Genomic DNA, 16806 nt, shown 5'->3' on the forward strand with positions numbered 1-16806 from the left:
TTTGGTGCGAAGATGTGTTATCTTAAAAAAGTCGCTGTTAAAGAGTTTAACCCACAAGAAGTCATGTGGCGGCGTAGCTCAGCTGGCTAGAGCGTACGGTTCATACCCGTAAGGTCGGGGGTTCGATCCCCTCCGCCGCTACCATTATTCTCATCAAGAGAATCCCGCTGGGTGACAGACGGAACAGCGGAAGAGGATGCAGTGCAAGACGGTGCAGCGAAATTCCATACCATGCCGGTGTAGCTCAATTGGTAGAGCAACTGACTTGTAATCAGTAGGTTGGGGGTTCAAGTCCTCTCGCCGGCACCACTTAAGGAGGAGCCGTGGTGTAGAGGCCTAACATGCCTGCCTGTCACGCAGGAGATCGCGGGTTCGAATCCCGTCGGCTCCGCCATTATTTTCTAGCTCTGTAGAGGGCTTTTTTCATTCACGGCTCGGTAGCTCAGTCGGTAGAGCAGAGGACTGAAAATTCTCGTGTCGGCGGTTCGATTCCGTCCCGAGCCATCCGGAATCTCCGCAGTTTCGCGGTACACCCTCGAAGTGAACTGATTAAGCGGCGAAGCGGAGTACAAGTGTTTCCCATTGCTTCTGGATTCTCACTGCAGCATCTGGGATCACCTGAGTTCCGGAATACCCCCTTAGATTATGGGTATGCTCATTACATGGAGGCTTAGCGAAGTGGCCAAACGCGGCAGACTGTAAATCTGCTCCCGTAAGGGTTCGGTGGTTCGAATCCATCAGCCTCCACCATTTTTACCATATGAAGTCTGTTGACATAAGACCCTAATACATGATATTATCTTACTGTTGATGAACAACACATTATGCGATCGTGGCGGAATTGGCAGACGCGCTAGATTCAGGTTCTAGTGGGGTAACACCCGTGGAGGTTCGACTCCTCTCGATCGCACCATACATACAGATCTCCGTTTACGAACACACCTTTATTGATTCTGCTAATAGACGATAAGGGTGTGTTTTTTCATGTTGTATTGATATCAGTAAGGGAACATTCATTAGGCCCGATCTCGCCTCTTTGGAGGGATGAGTGATCGGGCCTTATGGCATTAGCCTTATAGCATCACTTATAGCATCATTTGATATTCGCGGCATTATGAAATATCTGAAGATACTTGTTGGTGACGTTGTTCATAATAAGTCATAACCTTGTCGACATATCGCTGCGTCTCTTGCGGAAGCAGTTCATAACGCGAGCGAAGATCGGCGTCATCCTGAATTCCGAGCCGATCGATGCGGCCTGGACCGGCATTGTATGCGGCGAGTGCGGTGCGCACGTTCCCGCCATACTTATCGATCAGCATGGATAGATAGCGTACGCCGCCGTCGATATTTTCTTCAGGATTGAATGGATCGCGGACGCCCAGTTCTGCAGCGGTGCCGTCCATCAACTGCATCAAGCCTTTGGCACCGGCACGGGAGACAGCATAAGGGTTAAAGGAGGACTCCGCCTGGATGACGGCCATGACTAGGTTCGGATCGACGCCGTAACGCGCAGCCTTGGTCTGAACAAGCGGTGCAACGGCGGCTTCCTTCTCTCCCTTAACGACAGGGTATGTATTGACTTTGTTGGCTTGAATACCCATCAAACGCTGCCAATCGAATGCTGTTGACGAGCTTGCACGTTTTGCCGTATCCGCTGGAGATGATGACGCAAGTATGATATCCGACAACATTTGATGAAAATCCGTCGACGATGTTGTTCGCTTGTTGTCTGAACTATGCAGATCAAGCGGCCGCATCGCCGATAACTGCAACAATTGCTTCATATGCCTTGGATCAATATTCATGATCGATTTACTCTCCTCTATATGATCCCTTCTTATATAGCTTGACTTATCTTACCTTGTCTTAGGTTATTATAATATCACTTGTATTTGGAATAGTAATTGTGATTTAGGGTAATAGTGATTTCGCATTATCTTATATTGATTTCGGCATGCCGCCGTTGAAATATTAGAGATGGTTTTGCACGAATTCACGTTGAGCCGACAGGAAGCGTGGATTGAGCAGCGGGCAAGCATGGGCTCGTGCTGAGTCGACTGGAAGCGTGGATTCAGTAGCGGGCAGGCATGGGCTCGTGCTGAGACAACAGGAAGTGTTGACTTAGCCGTGGTGCAGGCATGGGCTCGTGCTGAGTCGGCAGGAAGTGTTGACTCAGCGGTGGTGCAAGCATGGGCCTGTGCTGAAACAACAGAAACCGTGGACTGAGCGGCGGGGACAGGCATGCGAGTGCGCCGAATGAGCGTGGATTCGCAATCGACTGAGAAGCGTCGGCTTCTATGCGGTTGTTCGTGCTGATCGATGCCCGGCTGTGGTAAAATGAAGGATATGACGGTTAAGGTGGTCGTAAGATGGATCTGGAACGAACGAAACACCGATTGGAACAAACCTTGGGCGTGTCTATCCGCGTAGAGACATTGCCTGTTTGGGATTCGCCATCCATCAGCTGGGAAGTGAACGGAACGATCTATTACAAACTGCAAAATTCCTCTGAGCAAGCTTCCGACGGGATCCTGGCATGGGCGGTGGATGCCCGGGAGATTTCGCCGAAGGAAAGGCGGCTCATCGAATTGCTGCTTGAAGCGGTGCTGCAAGATGGGACAACCCCGGCGATTCGTCCGGTCTCGGTGAATGATGAGGAGGGACGGGCCCGGGCAATCGGGGAATGGATCGCCGGCAAGCTGGAGGAAGGCGATCTGGCCAGTATGCTGCCGGATCTGGCTTTCCTGCGTTCCTTGCAATATGATTCCTCCCTCTGCTTGCTGCTGGATGTGGAATTCCGCGAGTCCAATCGCTTTACGTATAAGGAATTAAAGAAATTAATCGGTACCTACTTCGAATCGGACACTGTGCTGATCCCCCTCACTGAAGGGGAATGGATCATCTTGGCTTCCGGTGCTGTGCTGGAGTCCGTTCATGAGGACGGGGACAACGAGGAATCCATAGAGGAGCTTATGGAGTCGATCGCGCTGTCCATGCATGAGATGATCAACGAGTGGATCGGGGACTGCCGCATCTCGGCAGCCGGATTGATCCACGCGCCGACGAATCTGCTGCAAGCGATCCAGAACATGCGCGGCTCGATCCGTCTGGGGAGATTATTCCATCCAGAGGAGTCGGTCTACCTGCCGTGGAAGCTGCATCTCGAACGGTTGCTGTATACGATGGAGGAGCGGGAGAAGAAGCGGTTCCTGGAACAATTGATGAAAAATACGGACTCTTCCACCCTGGATGCGGAGATGTTAATGACGCTGAAGACCTTCTTCCAGCACAACTGCAACATCAGCGAGACGTCCAAGGCGTTGTACATCCACCGCAATACCTTGCTCTATCGGCTGGATAAGTTTAAGCAGGCAACGGGGATGGATGTCAGGAACTTCCACGATGCCGTGCTGATCCATATGGCCCTGCTATTGTATAAAGTAACGAAATGGGATTAGTTTTTTTGTAAGGATTGTGCATAGTCATATGGAACGGAAGTAGGGTAAGATAAAGTTAGCCTTAAGTACATTTGATTGGGGGAGAACCTAATGGCAGGATTATCGCTTAGACACATCTATAAGCGCTATCCAGGTGCGAAAGAGCCGTCTGTTAAAGACTTTACGCTGGAGATTAAGGATAAGGAATTCATCGTTCTGGTTGGTCCATCCGGCTGCGGTAAGTCCACCACGCTTCGGATGATCGCAGGACTGGAAGAGATCACGGAAGGTGAACTGTATATCGGCGACCGCCTCGTGAACGACGTGGCTCCGAAGGACCGCGACATCGCGATGGTGTTCCAGTCCTACGCTCTGTATCCGCACATGAACGTATATCAGAACATGGCATTCGGTCTGAAACTCCGCAAATTTAAGAAAGACGAGATCGATCGCCGCGTAAGAGAAGCTGCGAAGATCCTTGATATCGAGCATTTGCTGGACCGCAAGCCGAAGGCACTCTCCGGCGGTCAACGTCAACGTGTTGCTCTCGGACGTGCAATCGTGCGTGATCCGCAGGTGTTCCTGATGGACGAACCGCTGTCCAACTTGGACGCGAAGCTGCGCGGACACATGCGTGCTGAGATCAGCAAGCTGGCTAAGCGCTTGGAGACAACGGTTATCTACGTTACTCACGACCAAGTAGAAGCGATGACGATGGGTGACCGGATCGTAGTTATGAATAACGGGGTCATCCAGCAAGTTGATACGCCTGAACAGCTGTACAACTATCCGGATAACCTGTTCGTTGCAGGGTTCCTGGGATCTCCGACGATGAACTTCATCAACGGTCGTCTGGAAGAGTCCAATGGTGTCGTCTCCTTCAAAGCTACGGGCATGGATATTCAGCTGCCCGAAGGCCGTGCGAATGTTGTACGCGAGAAGGGCTATGTGGGCAAGGAAGTCATCCTTGGCGTACGTCCGGAAGACATCCATATGGAACCGATCTTCCTCGAAGCTTCTCCGAACAGCATCGTGAACACTTATGTCGATGTTGTGGAGAACTTGGGTCACGAGATCATCCTTTACCTGAGCGGTGTGGGTGAAGGTTCGTTCATAGCTCGCGTAGATGCACGCAACAATGTCACCGACGGCACGAACCTCAAGCTTGCGATCGACATGAACAAGATTCATCTGTTCGATCCAACAACGGAAAAAGCGATTCGCGAATAATGACATCGATTACCATAAGGTCGGCGAAAGCCGGCCTTTTAGCTTTATAGCGTGCCCAGCTAAACACGCATTCTCTAGCCGGTGCAAGTCCGGTCGCGGGAGGAACCAAGTCCCCGCGCAGCTAGGATAGCTGCGTATAGAGAGATCTGTGCGTAGAAGCGTATCGACGAAAGTACCTGTCAGAGACAGGGCGAGCAACATACCAGGCGGTAACATAAAGAACGTCGGAAAGCCGTATGAGGGAGAACCTCACGTACGGTTTGATGAGGAGGGGCTGGGCTCCGCCCAGCCTCTCACTCTAGGTTATATATATATACATTATATATACATAATCAAGATCTCATTGCGCTGTACATACAGTTCTCTATAAGATAAGTATTAACGGCCTAGAAAGGTCAAAAAGGGATATTTTTCGACTTTAGGTTGATTTTATCCCCGGTATTGAATTACGATGAGAACGATGGAAATTCGGGACATAAGGAGTTATCGAGAGATGGCCAAAAAGTTACGCGTACAAAAGCTCGTTAACCGTATGAATCTTGATGTGTTAGCTGGAGAGAACGGTCTGCACCGCATCATCCAGGTGGCAGACTTGCATCGTCCGGGGATGGAGATCGCGGGATATTTTGACTATTATCCGAGAGAACGCGTGCAGATCATGGGCAAGACGGAATTGACCTTCATCCAGACGCTGCCCAGCGAAGTCAGGCAGGAACGCATTGCTCGGATGCTTGCGGATGAGACGCCGTGCTTTATCATCTCGCGGGGGATGGAAGCGCCGGACGAACTGCTGCGCATGGCAGAAGAAGCGGCGATCCCCGTGCTGAGAAGCCCTCTGACGACGACGATCTTAGCTAGCCGTTTGACGAATTTCCTGGAAAACGAATTAGCACCGACAACGACGATTCACGGTGTACTGGTCGATGTATACGGCGTGGGCGTACTGATCACCGGCAACAGCGGCATCGGGAAGAGCGAGACGGCTTTGGAACTGGTCAAGCGCGGACATCGGCTGGTCGCTGACGATGCAGTGGAGATCCGGCAGACAGCGGATTTTCAGCTCTATGGCTCGGCACCGGACTTGATCAAGCATCTCTTGGAGATCCGCGGCATCGGCATCATCAATGTGATGACCTTATTCGGTGCGGGCGCTGTACGCAATGTGAAGAAGATATCGATTGTCATGGCGCTGGAGAACTGGCAGCAAGATAAGCAGTATGACCGGATCGGACTGGACGAGGAGAAGACCCAGATCATCGATACTGAAGTCCCGCTGCTTACGATTCCTGTTCGTCCTGGTCGAAACATCGCGGTCATCATCGAAGTAGCCGCTATGAACTATCGACTGAAGGCCATGGGGTACAATGCTGCACAGCAGTTTACTAATAAATTAACCGCTGCGATCAGTGACGAATTGGAGGATTCCGAATAGGAGGTTGTAGGCAGATGTTAGATCCGGTAGCATTTCATATAGGTCCCATACCGGTTCATTGGTATGGGATCATCTTGGGATTAGGAGCTGTGGTGGGCCTAATCATGGCGATCTGGGAAGGGAAGAGGTTTCTTATTCCTTCGGAATTTTTTATGGATCTGCTCTTGATCGGCGCTCCCTCTGCAATCCTCGGTGCACGAATCTACTATGTCGCTTTCAGATGGGAGGATTACCAGGATAACCTCTGGGATGTGTTCAAGATCTGGGAGGGCGGCATCGCCATTCATGGTGCGCTCATCGGGGCAGTGATCGCCGGTGTGATCTATACGAGATATAAAGGATATGATTTCTGGCGAATTGCGGATATCTGTGCCCCGTCACTGATCACAGGTCAGATGATCGGCCGCTGGGGCAACTTCGTTAACCAGGAAGCATACGGCGGTCCGGTATCGGAGGAGTTTCTGCGGAAGACGCTGCATTTACCGGATTTTATCGTGAATCAGATGAATGTCCAAGGAACCTATCACCATCCCACCTTCCTATATGAATCGGTATGGAACTTAGGCGTGCTCATCCTGCTTCTCGTGCTGCGCCGCCGCTCCTTCATGCGGGCTGGGGAGCTGTTCGCAACGTATCTGATCAGCTATTCGGTGGGACGTTTCTTCATCGAAGGTCTCCGAACCGACAGCCTGGCTTTCCATGGTCCGGCGTGGCTGGATTCGCTGTTGGATGTTCTGTGGTCGCCGATGCTGCTCGTATTCGAGCCCGGGTTTCTCGATCCAGCTTACGGCAATATACGCACGGCCCAATTCATAGGCGTACTGATCATCCTCGCTTGTGTCCTCTTCATCGCAGCCAGGAGACTGCTTGGCTATGCGAACATGAAGTATTCGGACCCGATCAAACCGCAGCTTAGATATCACAGAAGATAAAGGAGAGAGCTATGGCGCTTTATGATACGGTGTTGTTCGACTTAGACGGAACGATCATCGATACGAATGAGTTGATCATCGCATCGATTCAGCATGTATGGCAGCAAAAGTACGGCACCCTTCTGAATCGGGAGAAGATCATCCCCCAGATGGGGCTGCCGCTGGAACAGCAGTTCCAAACCTTCACCGGCCTTGATGAGGTTCAGGATCTGATCGCCGAATATCGGAAGTTCAATTATGCGGCTCATGACGACTTCGTGAGACCATTCCCCTACGTGAAGGAAGTGCTGACGACCCTGCGCGAGAACGGCATTCGAACGGGAGCGGTCACGACGAAGATGCGTGCGTCATCGCTTCGAAGTCTGGCTTTCTGCGGATTGGACGAGCTGTTGGAGGTTTTGGTGGCGGTGGACGATGTGGAGCATCCGAAGCCCCATCCTGAGCCGGTGCTGAAGGCAGTAGAGCAGCTTGCTGCAGATCCGTCCAGAACCTTGATGGTCGGCGACAGTCCCTTCGATCTGGTTGCAGCAAGGGAAGCGGGGGCGGCATCCGCAGCTGTCGCCTGGTCATTGAAGGGCGAAGATGTCCTGCGCGAATATGAACCGACCCATGTCATCTACAACATGCGGGAACTGCTTCCGCTGGTCGGGCTCGAGGATCTTGCAGGATAGACGGAAGGCAGGGAATGATCATGCGTAACGTCGAGAGATATCCCGTGGAAGGACCCAATTCCCTGTGGCAGATCTATCGAACGGTCAGCCCTTGGAAGGGAATTCGCAATTTTATCTTCATCCAGATTGCCCGTTACAGCCCTTCCTTGAAGTTGAAGAACTGGATCTATCGCCGCATCCTGGGGATGAAGGTGGGGAAGAATACAGCCTTCGGCTTAATGGCGATGGTGGATGTCTTCTTCCCGGAACGGATCACCGTGGGCGATAATACGATCATCGGTTACAATACAACGATTCTGGCCCATGAATACCTGACGAACGAGTATCGCTTAGGCGATGTGAAGATCGGTTCCCATGTGATGATCGGTGCGAATACGACGATCCTGCCGGGCGTGACGATCGGTGATTATGCCGTGGTCGGGGCGGGGTCCGTTGTACACAAGGATGTGGCGCCGCACAGTTTCGTTGCGGGCAATCCGCTGCGCGTGATCCGCGAGCAGGCGAAGACGAAAGATGAGGACGGGGCTTGGTCGTAGAGCCTCAGTCCTCATTCGATTGTGCATGAATGAACAATAGGCTGGCTAAGAAACGGTTTGGTCGTACATAGAGGGGTTGGAGGAGCGGGCGTAATGTCGGGTGAAATTTTATTTTTTTGGTTATTCACTTTACTTTGATGATATGTTACCATATTAGCAGACTAAAGCATTTGTTGATTTCGCTTTGTTTTGCATGTTATTTTGCATGTTATGAAGATGATTGATCATGATGATGAGTAATTGGTTGAATATGAACCTAGGAGAAGGTTAACAACTTCTTAGAATGGATATAGAGGTGAACTCCGTGCCTAAACCGAAAGTGTTCGAGAAGCCGTCCGGCGTCAAGGACTACCTGCCGAAGACAGTGGCCCGGCTGCGCCGCATCGAAATCCAGGTACTGGCTTGCATGGAACAGTGGGGATACCGGCAGATTATGACGCCGACGCTGGAATATTACGATACCGTTGGAGTGACAAGTTCGACTTCGGATAAGCGGCTGTTCAAGCTGCTCGATCATCGGGGCACCACGCTGGTGCTGCGTTCGGATATGACGGCGCCGATCGCCCGCGTGGTCTCCTCCCTGCTGAAAGATGAACCGCTGCCGATCCGCTTGGCTTACCATGCCAATGTGTTTCGTGCTTTTGAAGAAGAAGCGGGCCGGGATGCGGAATTCTTCCAGACGGGTGTAGAGCTGGTAGGGGATGCTTCGGCCGATGCAGATGCGGAGGTCATCGCTTTGGCGACGGCTGCGCTGCAGGCTGCCGGTATCAGCGAGTTTAAATTAGCTCTTGGGCATCAAGGATTGCTTAACGGCTTGTTGCGGGAATCCCTGGAAGGTCAGGAGGAGGCCCAAGATCAGCTGAAACAATGTTTGCTCGCCCGCGACTATGTCGGTTATCGATATTTCATCCGCAATATGGGCGTGCCTCCTGAGATTCAGAATAAGCTGGAAGCGATCTTGGAACTGCGCGGCGGCAAGGAAGTTTGCGAGAAAGTGGCGTCCTATACGCAAGATGAAGAGACGCGTGCAGCTGTGCATAATCTCTGCGAGATCTGGGAGGCCTTGGAAGCATACGGGGTAAGCGATCGGATGTTAATCGATCTGACGATGATCGGTCATTTCTCCTATTATACTGGGATGGTCTTTGAAGCTTATTCGGCGCAGTCCGGCTTCCCCGTGGCCAGCGGCGGCAGATACGATAATCTGCTGCAGCGGTTTGAGCGTCCGGCACCGGCGACGGGATTTGCCCTGAAGACGACGCGCATCCTGGAGATCCTCGGGCCGAGCGTCAAAGAGGATGAGAAGCGGGTGCTGCTCGTCTATGATGCGGCTCATCGCCGCGAGGCTTATGCTCGGGCATCCGAGCTGCGCAGCCGGCAGGGGTATGTGGTGGAGACGTATCGCGCAGATGCCCGGGAGACACCGGAGATCGAACATACGGCTGACGGCAAGGCAAGCTGGAGCGGACGGGTTTATGATGAGATCGTCTTGATGACGGACGCAGCGAGAGGAGGGATGGGAAGATGAGCGATCGGTTGAAAGTGGCGATGCCGAAGGGACGCATCTATAAGCAGGCTTCGAAGCTGTTCCGCGAGGCAGGATTGCCGATCCCGGAGGAATTTGATGATTCGCGCAAACTTATCATCGAGATTCCGGAGGCGGGTATGGAGTTCATCATGGCGAAGCCCGTGGACGTCCCGACCTATGTGGAGTACGGCGCGGCGGATGTCGGCGTGGTCGGCAAGGATGTCCTCATGGAGGAGAGACGCGATGTCTATGAACTCTTGGATCTCGGCATTGCCCGCTGCCGCATGTCGGTGATCGGACTGCCGGACCGCGAGTCTGGACATACGATCAAGGTGGCAACCAAGTACCCGAACGTCGCTTCCCAATTCTTCCGGGAGAACGGACAGCAGGTGGAAGTCATCAAATTGAACGGTTCCATCGAACTTGCGCCCTTGATCGGGCTCGCCGATCAAATCGTCGACATGGTCGAGACAGGGCAGACAATTCGTGAGAACGGACTGATCGAACTGCAGACGATCTTCCATATCACAAGCAGGCTGATCGCCAACCGCGTCAGCTTCCGCATGAAGAGCGAAGCAATCGAGGATTTGTGCAGGAGACTGCAGAGCGTCATCCCGCAGGCGCCTTAAGCGGCGAAGCGCCAGGTCCAGTCTGCTTGACTGACGGGTGACAGCAGTGCGTACAGGGTGAGTACAGGATAAGTCAGGGTATGGGCAGAGTGAATAGAGAATAATCGGATGCCACGAATTGTAAAGTGAAGGGGTGGAGTTTATGCCGATGCGCATAATCCCAGCGGATGAATTCCAAATTGAACGAAGCGTCGAATACGGGATGCCGGATCAGAACGAAACGGTGAGACGGATTATCGGAGATGTGGCGGCTAATGGTGATGAGGCGCTGCTGCGGTATACGGCGGAGCATGATAAGATGACCCTGACGGCGGCAGAGCTGCGTGTGACCGAGGAAGAACTGCAGGAGGCTTACCGCTCGGTTGACGAGTCCGTCCTGCAGGCCATTCGCCTGGCTGCAGCGAATATCCGAGCCTACCATGAGAAACAGAAGCGCAACTCGTGGATGGATCTGCAGGAGGACGGAACGATCCTCGGACAGATCGTCCGCCCGTTGAAACGGGTCGGTTTGTATGTGCCGGGAGGAACAGCGGCGTATCCATCATCGGTGCTCATGAACGCCATTCCGGCGCAGGTCGCCGGCGTGAAGGAGATCGTCATCGTGACGCCGCCGGCAACGGCTGGAGCGGCAGGGATCAATCCGTATATCCTGGTCGCGGCAGCAGAAGCCGGCGTGACGGAGATCTACCGCGTCGGCGGAGCGCAGGCGATCGCAGCCCTCGCCTACGGGACGGAGACGATCCGCGCCGTCGATAAGATCTGCGGCCCGGGCAACATCTACGTCGCGCTGGCGAAGCGCTATGTATACGGACAGGTCGATATCGACAGCATCGCAGGACCAACGGATATCGTCGTGCTGGCGGATAAGACAGCGGACCCGCAGTACATAGCGGCGGACCTGCTGTCGCAGGCGGAGCACGATGTGCTGTCTTCGGCGATTCTGGTGACGGATTCCGCCGACCTTGCGGAAGCTGTGTCGCAGGAGATCGACAGGCAGCTGGCAGAGCTGCCGCGCCGCAAGATCGCTGCCGAGGCGATTGCGAAGAGTGCGATACTGCTGGTGAAGAGCTTGGCGGAAGGCGTAGAGACAGTGAACCGCATCGCGCCGGAGCACTTGGAAGTGATGGTGCAGGACCCGATCAGCCTGCTGCCTCTGCTCGAAAATGCGGGCGCGATCTTCCTCGGTTCGTACAGCACGGAACCGGTTGGAGACTACTTCGCTGGACCGAACCATGTGCTGCCGACCAATGGCACGGCGAGATTCTCATCACCGCTGAACGTGGATGATTTCTTGAAGAAACAAAGCATCATTCAATACAGTAAGACCGCGCTGCTGCGCGATGCGGAGCACATCATGACCTTGGCGAGATGCGAAGGGTTCGAGGGACACGCGCGGGCAGTGGAGATTCGAGTGAAGAAGGAAGGGGAGCAGAAGACATGACACAGCAGCTTGATCGGCAGGCGTCGATTAAACGGACGACGAGTGAGACGGATATTGAACTGACCTTCAATCTGGATGGAAGCGGCGTATGCGAGTTAGAGACGGACGTTCCGTTCTTGAACCATATGCTGGATCTATTCACGAAGCACGGGCAGTTTGACCTGAAGGTGGATGCGCGCGGCGATGTGGAGATCGATGATCACCACACTGTTGAAGATATCGGCATCTGTCTTGGACAAACGCTGCGGGAGGCACTTGGAGATAAGAGGGGCATCAAGCGCTATGCCAGCGTGTTCGTTCCGATGGATGAGGCGCTGGCGCAGGTCGTCATCGATGTCAGCAACCGGCCGCATCTGGAATACCGGGCGGAATATCCCAGTGCAACGGTGGGCAGCTTCAGCGTGGAACTGGTGAAGGAATTCCTCTGGAAATTCGCCCTTGAAGCCCGTATCACCCTGCATGTCATTGTGCACTACGGCGAGAATACGCACCATATGATCGAGGCGGTCTTCAAAGCGCTCGGCCGGGCTTTGGATGAGGCGACGCAGATCGATCCGCGGGTTAAAGGCGTGCCGTCGACGAAGGGCTTGCTCTAGGATGAAACTTACAAGACGAGATGCAAGAAATGAACGATAAAGAGATGCAAGAAATGAACGATAAATGATGGGATAACATGAGCGAGGACAAGAACGATGAGATTCAGACCATGTATCGATCTTCATGAAGGAAAGGTCAAACAGATTGTCGGCGAGACCTTGCAGCCGGATGCCGGCAAGGTGATAGAGAACTACGTATCCGAGCGTTCTCCGGCTTACTATGCGGAGATGTACCGCACCGACGGCCTGACCGGCGGGCATATCATCATGCTGGGCAAGGGGAATGAGCGGGCTGCCGAAGAGGCCCTGCGCGCTTATCCCGGCGGCATGCAGATCGGCGGCGGCATCCATGCGGACAATGCTCAGCACTATCTGGATATGGGCGCATCCCATGTGATCGTCACCTCTTATATCTTCCGAGACGGCAAGCTGAACTGGCGCAACCTTGAGAAGATCGTCGCGAAGATCGGCAAAGAGCGCTTGGTCATCGACCTCAGCTGCAAGGAACGGGACGGCAAGTATGTGGTGGTCACGAATCAGTGGCAGACTTACAGTGATTTTGAAGTGAATGCAGCTAACATCAGAGAGCTGGAAGCCTATTGCGATGAGTTTCTGATCCATGCTGTAGATGTGGAAGGCAAACGCGGGGGAATCGAGGAGAAACTTGCTGTGCAGCTGGCGGAATGGACGACGATTCCGACGACTTATGCAGGCGGCGCCAGGTCGCTTGAAGACCTCGCACGATTCCGCGAGATCACGGGCGGCAGGCTGGACATCACCATCGGCAGTGCGCTCGATATCTTCGGCGGTCAACTCTCTTATAGGGAAGTAGTCGAGTTTTGTCGAGCAGATCGCGCGGGTCATGGATTCGGCTGAAAGCAAGCGGCGGGCGGCGGGAGCTAAGCTGGGTGAAGGTGATCTAGAACCCAAAGGAGGAAATTATATGGCAGCAAAACGCATCATACCGTGTCTTGATGTGAAAGACGGCCGGGTGGTTAAGGGTGTGAATTTTGAACATCTGCGCGACGCCGGAGATCCGGTGGAACTGGCCGCACTGTATGATCAGGAAGGGGCGGATGAACTCGTCCTGCTCGATATCTCGGCTACCGTGGAAGGCCGTGCGACGATGATCGAAGTGGTACGGCAAACAGCTGCAGTGATCAAGATCCCCTTCACGGTAGGCGGCGGGATCTCCAAGGCGGAAGATATCGAAAGACTGCTGAGCGCAGGTGCGGATAAGATCGGCGTGAATACCGCCGCCGTGAAGAATCCCCAGCTGATCTCGGAAGGTGCGCGCTTGTTCGGTTCCCAGCGCATCGTTGCAGCGATCGATGCGCGATACAACCCGGAGATGCAGGATTGGGAAGTTTACACCCACGGAGGGAAGACCGCCAGCGGCATGAAGGTGTTGGACTGGGCGAAGAAGGTGGAAGAACTCGGAGCGGGGGAGATCCTGTTGACGAGCATGGATGCCGACGGAACGAAGGACGGCTTCGATCTAGCGTTGACCCGGGCGGTAAGCGAGTATGTATCGATTCCCGTCATCGCTTCAGGCGGCGCGGGTTCCATCGAAGACTTCTATAAGGTGTTCACCGAAGGCAAGGCGGCCGCGGGCTTAGCGGCTTCGATCTTCCATTATCAAGAGGTAAGGATTCCTGAATTGAAGCAGGCACTGCGGGCTAAAGGAGTGGATGTGCGGTGACAGCCGTGGACATCGAGGCATTGCGTTGGAATGAACAGGGGCTGATCCCGGCGATCGTCCAGGATGCCGTGAGCAAAGAGGTTCTGACCCTTGCCTATATGAACCGTGAATCGCTGCAGCGTTCGCTGGAGGAAGGCGAAACCTGGTTCTGGAGCCGTTCGCGCGGCGAATTATGGCACAAAGGAGCGACTTCCGGCAATAAGCAGCTCATCCGCGAGATCCGCTATGACTGCGATGCCGATGCCTTGCTCGTGCTGGTCGAACCGCAGGGACCGGCTTGCCATACGGGCAAGTACAGCTGCTTCCAGCATCGTCTGGACGGCGAAGCAGTGCAAGAAGGGAAAGCGGACCGGTTCGCGATCTTGAATCAGCTGGAAGCCGTTATCGCCAGCCGGGAAGCAGAACGACCGGAGGGCGCCTATACGACTTACCTGTTCGATAAAGGCGTCGATAAGATCTTGAAGAAAGTAGGAGAGGAAGCAGGAGAAGTGATCATCGCCGCGAAGAACCGCGACCACGATGAATTGAGCTGGGAGGCGAGCGATCTCCTCTTCCATCTGCTTGTGTTGTTTAGAGAGCAGAAGCTGCCCATTGATCGTGTGCTGGCTGAACTGGAAGGGCGCCACATCAAGCCGAAGGAGCAGCAGACGCAAGAATAATCGTTACAGTGAGATTGCCCGGGGTTCTTAGAACTTCGGGCGATATTTGCATACGCGGGCTTATGGACGAATATGTGCTGCAAACTTGGGATGGATACGATGAACATTACAAGAGAAAGGAAGAATACGGATGTGGATCGATTATCATACACACCACGCCCGCTGCGGTCATGCTGCAGGGGAACTTGAAGAATACGTTTTGCGAGGGATCGAACTCGGCCTGAAACAGCTGGGGTTGTCCGATCATATGCCCTTGATCCATGTTGATCCGGCCAAATACTATGAGGGCATGGCGATGCCGTTGGAGGAATTCCCGCGGTATGTGGAAGAATGCTTGGAGCTGAAGGAGAAGTATCGGGATCGGATCGATATTCGCGTCGGCGTGGAGGCGGATTATATCGAAGGGTATGAGGAGGACATCGCCAAGCTGCTTGAACCGTATCCCTGGGATTATGTGATCGGATCTGTGCATTTTCTAGGGGAGTGGGATGTGACCGATTTCCGGCAGCTGCATAACTGGGAAGGCAAGGATGTCGACGAAGTATATGCGCAGTACTACGACGCGGTGCAGAAGGCCGCGCGCACCGGGCTGTACGACTATATCGGGCATATCGATGTGATCAAGCGGTTCGGGCAGAAGCCGACTAAGGATGTCTATGATCTGGAGAAGCAGACGCTGGATGCGGTGAAGGAAGCGGGACTGGCGATCGAACTCAACGCTTCCGGTCTGCGCATGCCGGCCGCGGAGATGTTCCCGAGCAGGAGGATGTTGGAATACTGTCTGGCTGAGGGCATTCCCCTTACCGTGGGTTCCGATGCCCATGATCCGACAAAATTAGCGCAGTATCTGGATCAAGCTTATGCCTTGTTGAAAGATCTCGGATTTACGGAGTTGGCAACATTCGACAGACGCCGCCGCATCATGGTCCCCATTGAATAGAAAGTTTTGAAACAAGCTGCTTAGAAGGGTATAATGTAATGGGTTAGCTATATTTATTCGATACAAGCAGTATTTTTATATAATGTTTGGGAGGGCCTTATTGTATCATGGTGGACTGCGAATCAACCAAAATCTTCTCAGGAACGTCGAATCCTAAGCTGGCGGAGAGAATCTCCAGGGTACTGGGTATTCCGCTGGGCAGGATCAACATCTCTCGTTTCAAAAGCGGTGAAGTGTATTGCCACTATGAGGAATCGATCCGCAACTGCGACGTGTTCCTAGTACAGTCATTCTCACACCCGATCAACGAGAACTTTGTCGAATTGCTCGTGATGATCGATGCAGCTAAACGCGCTTCAGCGCGCACGGTTAACGTCATCGTCCCTTACTACGGATATGCCCGGCAGGAGCGCAAATCGAAGCCTCGTGAACCGATCTCGGCGAAGATGGTGGCGGATGTGCTGACGACGGCAGGAGCCCGGCGGGTGATTACCGTGGATCTGCATGCTCCGGCGATTCAAGGGTTCTTCAACATTCCTGTGGATCATCTGACCGCATTGGATATGATCGTCGACTATCTGAAGCAGCAGAATATCCAGAATCCGGTTGTTGTATCCCCGGATGCGGGGCGCGCATCAACGGCAGAGAGATTGGCGAGTTATATGAATGCTCCGTTCGCCATCATGATCAAGAAACGACCGGCCCACAATGAGTCTGTGATCACGCACCTCATCGGGGATGTCGAGGGACAGACGCCGATCATCATCGAAGACCTCATCGACACCGGCAGCACCATAGTCAATGTTGTCGAAGGGTTGAAAGAACGGGGCGCGAACGATGCCTATGTATGTGCAACTCACGGTCTGTTCTCTGAGAACGCGATTCAGAAACTGGACCGTCCGGATGTGAAGGAGATCATCGTGACGGATACGATTGCACAGCCGGAGAACTTATCTCCCAAGTTCAAGATCTTATCACTGGACCATCTGCTGGCTGATGCCATCCGGATCATCGTACAAGGCGGTTCGATAAGCACCTTGTTCAAATCGGGAGGCGTATAATCATAGCAA

The 16806-nt window shown here is 53.5% G+C and carries 16 protein-coding genes and 6 tRNA genes; 21 read left to right on the forward strand and 1 reads right to left on the reverse strand.

What is annotated here, in order from left to right; translation table 11 throughout:
- Positions 1-67 precede the first annotated feature (67 nt).
- The 6 genes from PRECH8_RS08585 to PRECH8_RS08610 all read left to right on the forward strand — a co-directional run bounded on the left by PRECH8_RS08585 (position 68) and on the right by PRECH8_RS08610 (position 913).
- A tRNA-Met gene (locus PRECH8_RS08585) sits at positions 68-144 on the forward strand.
- 89 nt (positions 145-233) lie between these two features.
- Positions 234-309, forward strand: a tRNA-Thr gene (locus PRECH8_RS08590).
- An 8-nt stretch (positions 310-317) separates the two neighbouring features.
- Positions 318-394 (forward strand) — tRNA-Asp (locus PRECH8_RS08595).
- Between the two features lie 37 nt (positions 395-431).
- Positions 432-504: transfer RNA gene (locus PRECH8_RS08600), tRNA-Phe, on the forward strand.
- Between the two features lie 160 nt (positions 505-664).
- Positions 665-750: transfer RNA gene (locus PRECH8_RS08605), tRNA-Tyr, on the forward strand.
- 76 nt (positions 751-826) lie between these two features.
- Positions 827-913 (forward strand) — tRNA-Leu (locus PRECH8_RS08610).
- A gap of 199 nt (positions 914-1112) precedes the next feature.
- Here PRECH8_RS08610 and PRECH8_RS08615 read toward each other — a convergent pair.
- Positions 1113-1808 carry a lytic transglycosylase domain-containing protein gene (locus tag PRECH8_RS08615; protein WP_200966701.1) on the reverse strand — a complete coding sequence of 232 codons (696 nt, stop codon included), beginning with the start codon at positions 1806-1808 and terminating at the stop codon, positions 1113-1115.
- Positions 1809-2372: 564 nt separating this feature from the next.
- On the opposite strand from PRECH8_RS08615, the gene PRECH8_RS08620 reads away from it, so the two are divergent.
- From PRECH8_RS08620 to PRECH8_RS08690, 15 genes are all read left to right on the forward strand, one after another.
- Complete coding sequence (locus PRECH8_RS08620) at positions 2373-3461, forward strand: PucR family transcriptional regulator (protein WP_200966702.1); 1089 nt, start codon at positions 2373-2375, stop codon at positions 3459-3461.
- Between the two features lie 90 nt (positions 3462-3551).
- A complete protein-coding gene (locus tag PRECH8_RS08625) occupies positions 3552-4670 on the forward strand; it encodes an ABC transporter ATP-binding protein (RefSeq protein ID WP_200966703.1) in 1119 nt (372 codons plus the stop codon).
- Positions 4671-5163: 493 nt separating this feature from the next.
- The gene (gene hprK / locus PRECH8_RS08630; RefSeq protein ID WP_200966704.1) at positions 5164-6102 is read left to right on the forward strand and encodes an HPr(Ser) kinase/phosphatase; all 939 of its coding nucleotides are present in this window, start codon (positions 5164-5166) and stop codon (positions 6100-6102) included.
- A 14-nt stretch (positions 6103-6116) separates the two neighbouring features.
- Entirely contained in the window at positions 6117-7034 is a 918-nt protein-coding gene (lgt, locus tag PRECH8_RS08635; protein ID WP_200966705.1) for a prolipoprotein diacylglyceryl transferase, read from the forward strand.
- Between the two features lie 11 nt (positions 7035-7045).
- Positions 7046-7705, forward strand: a complete 660-nt coding sequence (gene ppaX, locus PRECH8_RS08640) for a pyrophosphatase PpaX (RefSeq protein WP_200966706.1) — start codon at positions 7046-7048, stop codon at positions 7703-7705.
- Positions 7706-7725: 20 nt separating this feature from the next.
- Positions 7726-8241, forward strand: a complete 516-nt coding sequence (locus PRECH8_RS08645; RefSeq protein WP_200966707.1) for an acyltransferase — start codon at positions 7726-7728, stop codon at positions 8239-8241.
- A gap of 304 nt (positions 8242-8545) precedes the next feature.
- Positions 8546-9769, forward strand: a complete 1224-nt coding sequence (locus PRECH8_RS08650) for an ATP phosphoribosyltransferase regulatory subunit (protein WP_200966708.1) — start codon at positions 8546-8548, stop codon at positions 9767-9769.
- A complete protein-coding gene (gene hisG, locus PRECH8_RS08655; RefSeq protein ID WP_200966709.1) occupies positions 9766-10398 on the forward strand; it encodes an ATP phosphoribosyltransferase in 633 nt (210 codons plus the stop codon). Before PRECH8_RS08650 ends, hisG begins: the two co-directional genes overlap by 4 nt.
- 148 nt (positions 10399-10546) lie before the next feature.
- Positions 10547-11839 carry a histidinol dehydrogenase gene (gene hisD / locus PRECH8_RS08660; protein ID WP_200966761.1) on the forward strand — a complete coding sequence of 431 codons (1293 nt, stop codon included), beginning with the start codon at positions 10547-10549 and terminating at the stop codon, positions 11837-11839.
- Entirely contained in the window at positions 11836-12435 is a 600-nt protein-coding gene (hisB, locus tag PRECH8_RS08665; protein WP_200966710.1) for an imidazoleglycerol-phosphate dehydratase HisB, read from the forward strand. Before hisD ends, hisB begins: the two co-directional genes overlap by 4 nt.
- A 96-nt stretch (positions 12436-12531) precedes the next feature.
- On the forward strand, positions 12532-13311 hold the full coding sequence (hisA, locus tag PRECH8_RS08670) for a phosphoribosylformimino-5-aminoimidazole carboxamide ribotide isomerase (protein WP_200966711.1): 780 nt from the start codon (positions 12532-12534) through the stop codon (positions 13309-13311).
- Between the two features lie 67 nt (positions 13312-13378).
- Positions 13379-14137 carry an imidazole glycerol phosphate synthase subunit HisF gene (gene hisF / locus PRECH8_RS08675; protein ID WP_200966712.1) on the forward strand — a complete coding sequence of 253 codons (759 nt, stop codon included), beginning with the start codon at positions 13379-13381 and terminating at the stop codon, positions 14135-14137.
- 5 nt (positions 14138-14142) lie between these two features.
- A complete protein-coding gene (gene hisIE / locus PRECH8_RS08680) occupies positions 14143-14796 on the forward strand; it encodes a bifunctional phosphoribosyl-AMP cyclohydrolase/phosphoribosyl-ATP diphosphatase HisIE (protein ID WP_200966762.1) in 654 nt (217 codons plus the stop codon).
- Positions 14797-14926: 130 nt separating this feature from the next.
- Complete coding sequence (hisJ, locus tag PRECH8_RS08685; protein WP_200966713.1) at positions 14927-15736, forward strand: histidinol-phosphatase HisJ; 810 nt, start codon at positions 14927-14929, stop codon at positions 15734-15736.
- A gap of 107 nt (positions 15737-15843) precedes the next feature.
- Positions 15844-16797 (forward strand): ribose-phosphate diphosphokinase, encoded by a 954-nt coding sequence (locus tag PRECH8_RS08690; RefSeq protein ID WP_200966714.1) that lies wholly within the window; start codon positions 15844-15846, stop codon positions 16795-16797.
- The last annotated feature ends 9 nt before the right edge of the window (positions 16798-16806 follow it).

Source organism: Insulibacter thermoxylanivorax (assembly GCF_015472005.1).
Classification (GTDB): domain Bacteria; phylum Bacillota; class Bacilli; order Paenibacillales; family DA-C8; genus Insulibacter; species Insulibacter thermoxylanivorax.

Bases quoted from the DNA above. Each gene is read 5' to 3' on its own strand.
- PRECH8_RS08615 (WP_200966701.1), bottom strand. From the start codon at position 1,808: ATGAATATTGATCCAAGGCATATGAAGCAATTGTTGCAGTTATCGGCG.
- PRECH8_RS08620 (WP_200966702.1), top strand. From the start codon at position 2,373: ATGGATCTGGAACGAACGAAACACCGATTGGAACAAACCTTGGGCGTG.
- PRECH8_RS08625 (WP_200966703.1), top strand. From the start codon at position 3,552: ATGGCAGGATTATCGCTTAGACACATCTATAAGCGCTATCCAGGTGCG.
- hprK (WP_200966704.1), top strand. From the start codon at position 5,164: ATGGCCAAAAAGTTACGCGTACAAAAGCTCGTTAACCGTATGAATCTT.
- lgt (WP_200966705.1), top strand. From the start codon at position 6,117: ATGTTAGATCCGGTAGCATTTCATATAGGTCCCATACCGGTTCATTGG.
- ppaX (WP_200966706.1), top strand. From the start codon at position 7,046: ATGGCGCTTTATGATACGGTGTTGTTCGACTTAGACGGAACGATCATC.
- PRECH8_RS08645 (WP_200966707.1), top strand. From the start codon at position 7,726: ATGCGTAACGTCGAGAGATATCCCGTGGAAGGACCCAATTCCCTGTGG.
- hisG (WP_200966709.1), top strand. From the start codon at position 9,766: ATGAGCGATCGGTTGAAAGTGGCGATGCCGAAGGGACGCATCTATAAG.
- hisD (WP_200966761.1), top strand. From the start codon at position 10,547: ATGCGCATAATCCCAGCGGATGAATTCCAAATTGAACGAAGCGTCGAA.
- hisB (WP_200966710.1), top strand. From the start codon at position 11,836: ATGACACAGCAGCTTGATCGGCAGGCGTCGATTAAACGGACGACGAGT.
- hisA (WP_200966711.1), top strand. From the start codon at position 12,532: ATGAGATTCAGACCATGTATCGATCTTCATGAAGGAAAGGTCAAACAG.
- hisF (WP_200966712.1), top strand. From the start codon at position 13,379: ATGGCAGCAAAACGCATCATACCGTGTCTTGATGTGAAAGACGGCCGG.
- hisJ (WP_200966713.1), top strand. From the start codon at position 14,927: ATGTGGATCGATTATCATACACACCACGCCCGCTGCGGTCATGCTGCA.
- PRECH8_RS08690 (WP_200966714.1), top strand. From the start codon at position 15,844: ATGGTGGACTGCGAATCAACCAAAATCTTCTCAGGAACGTCGAATCCT.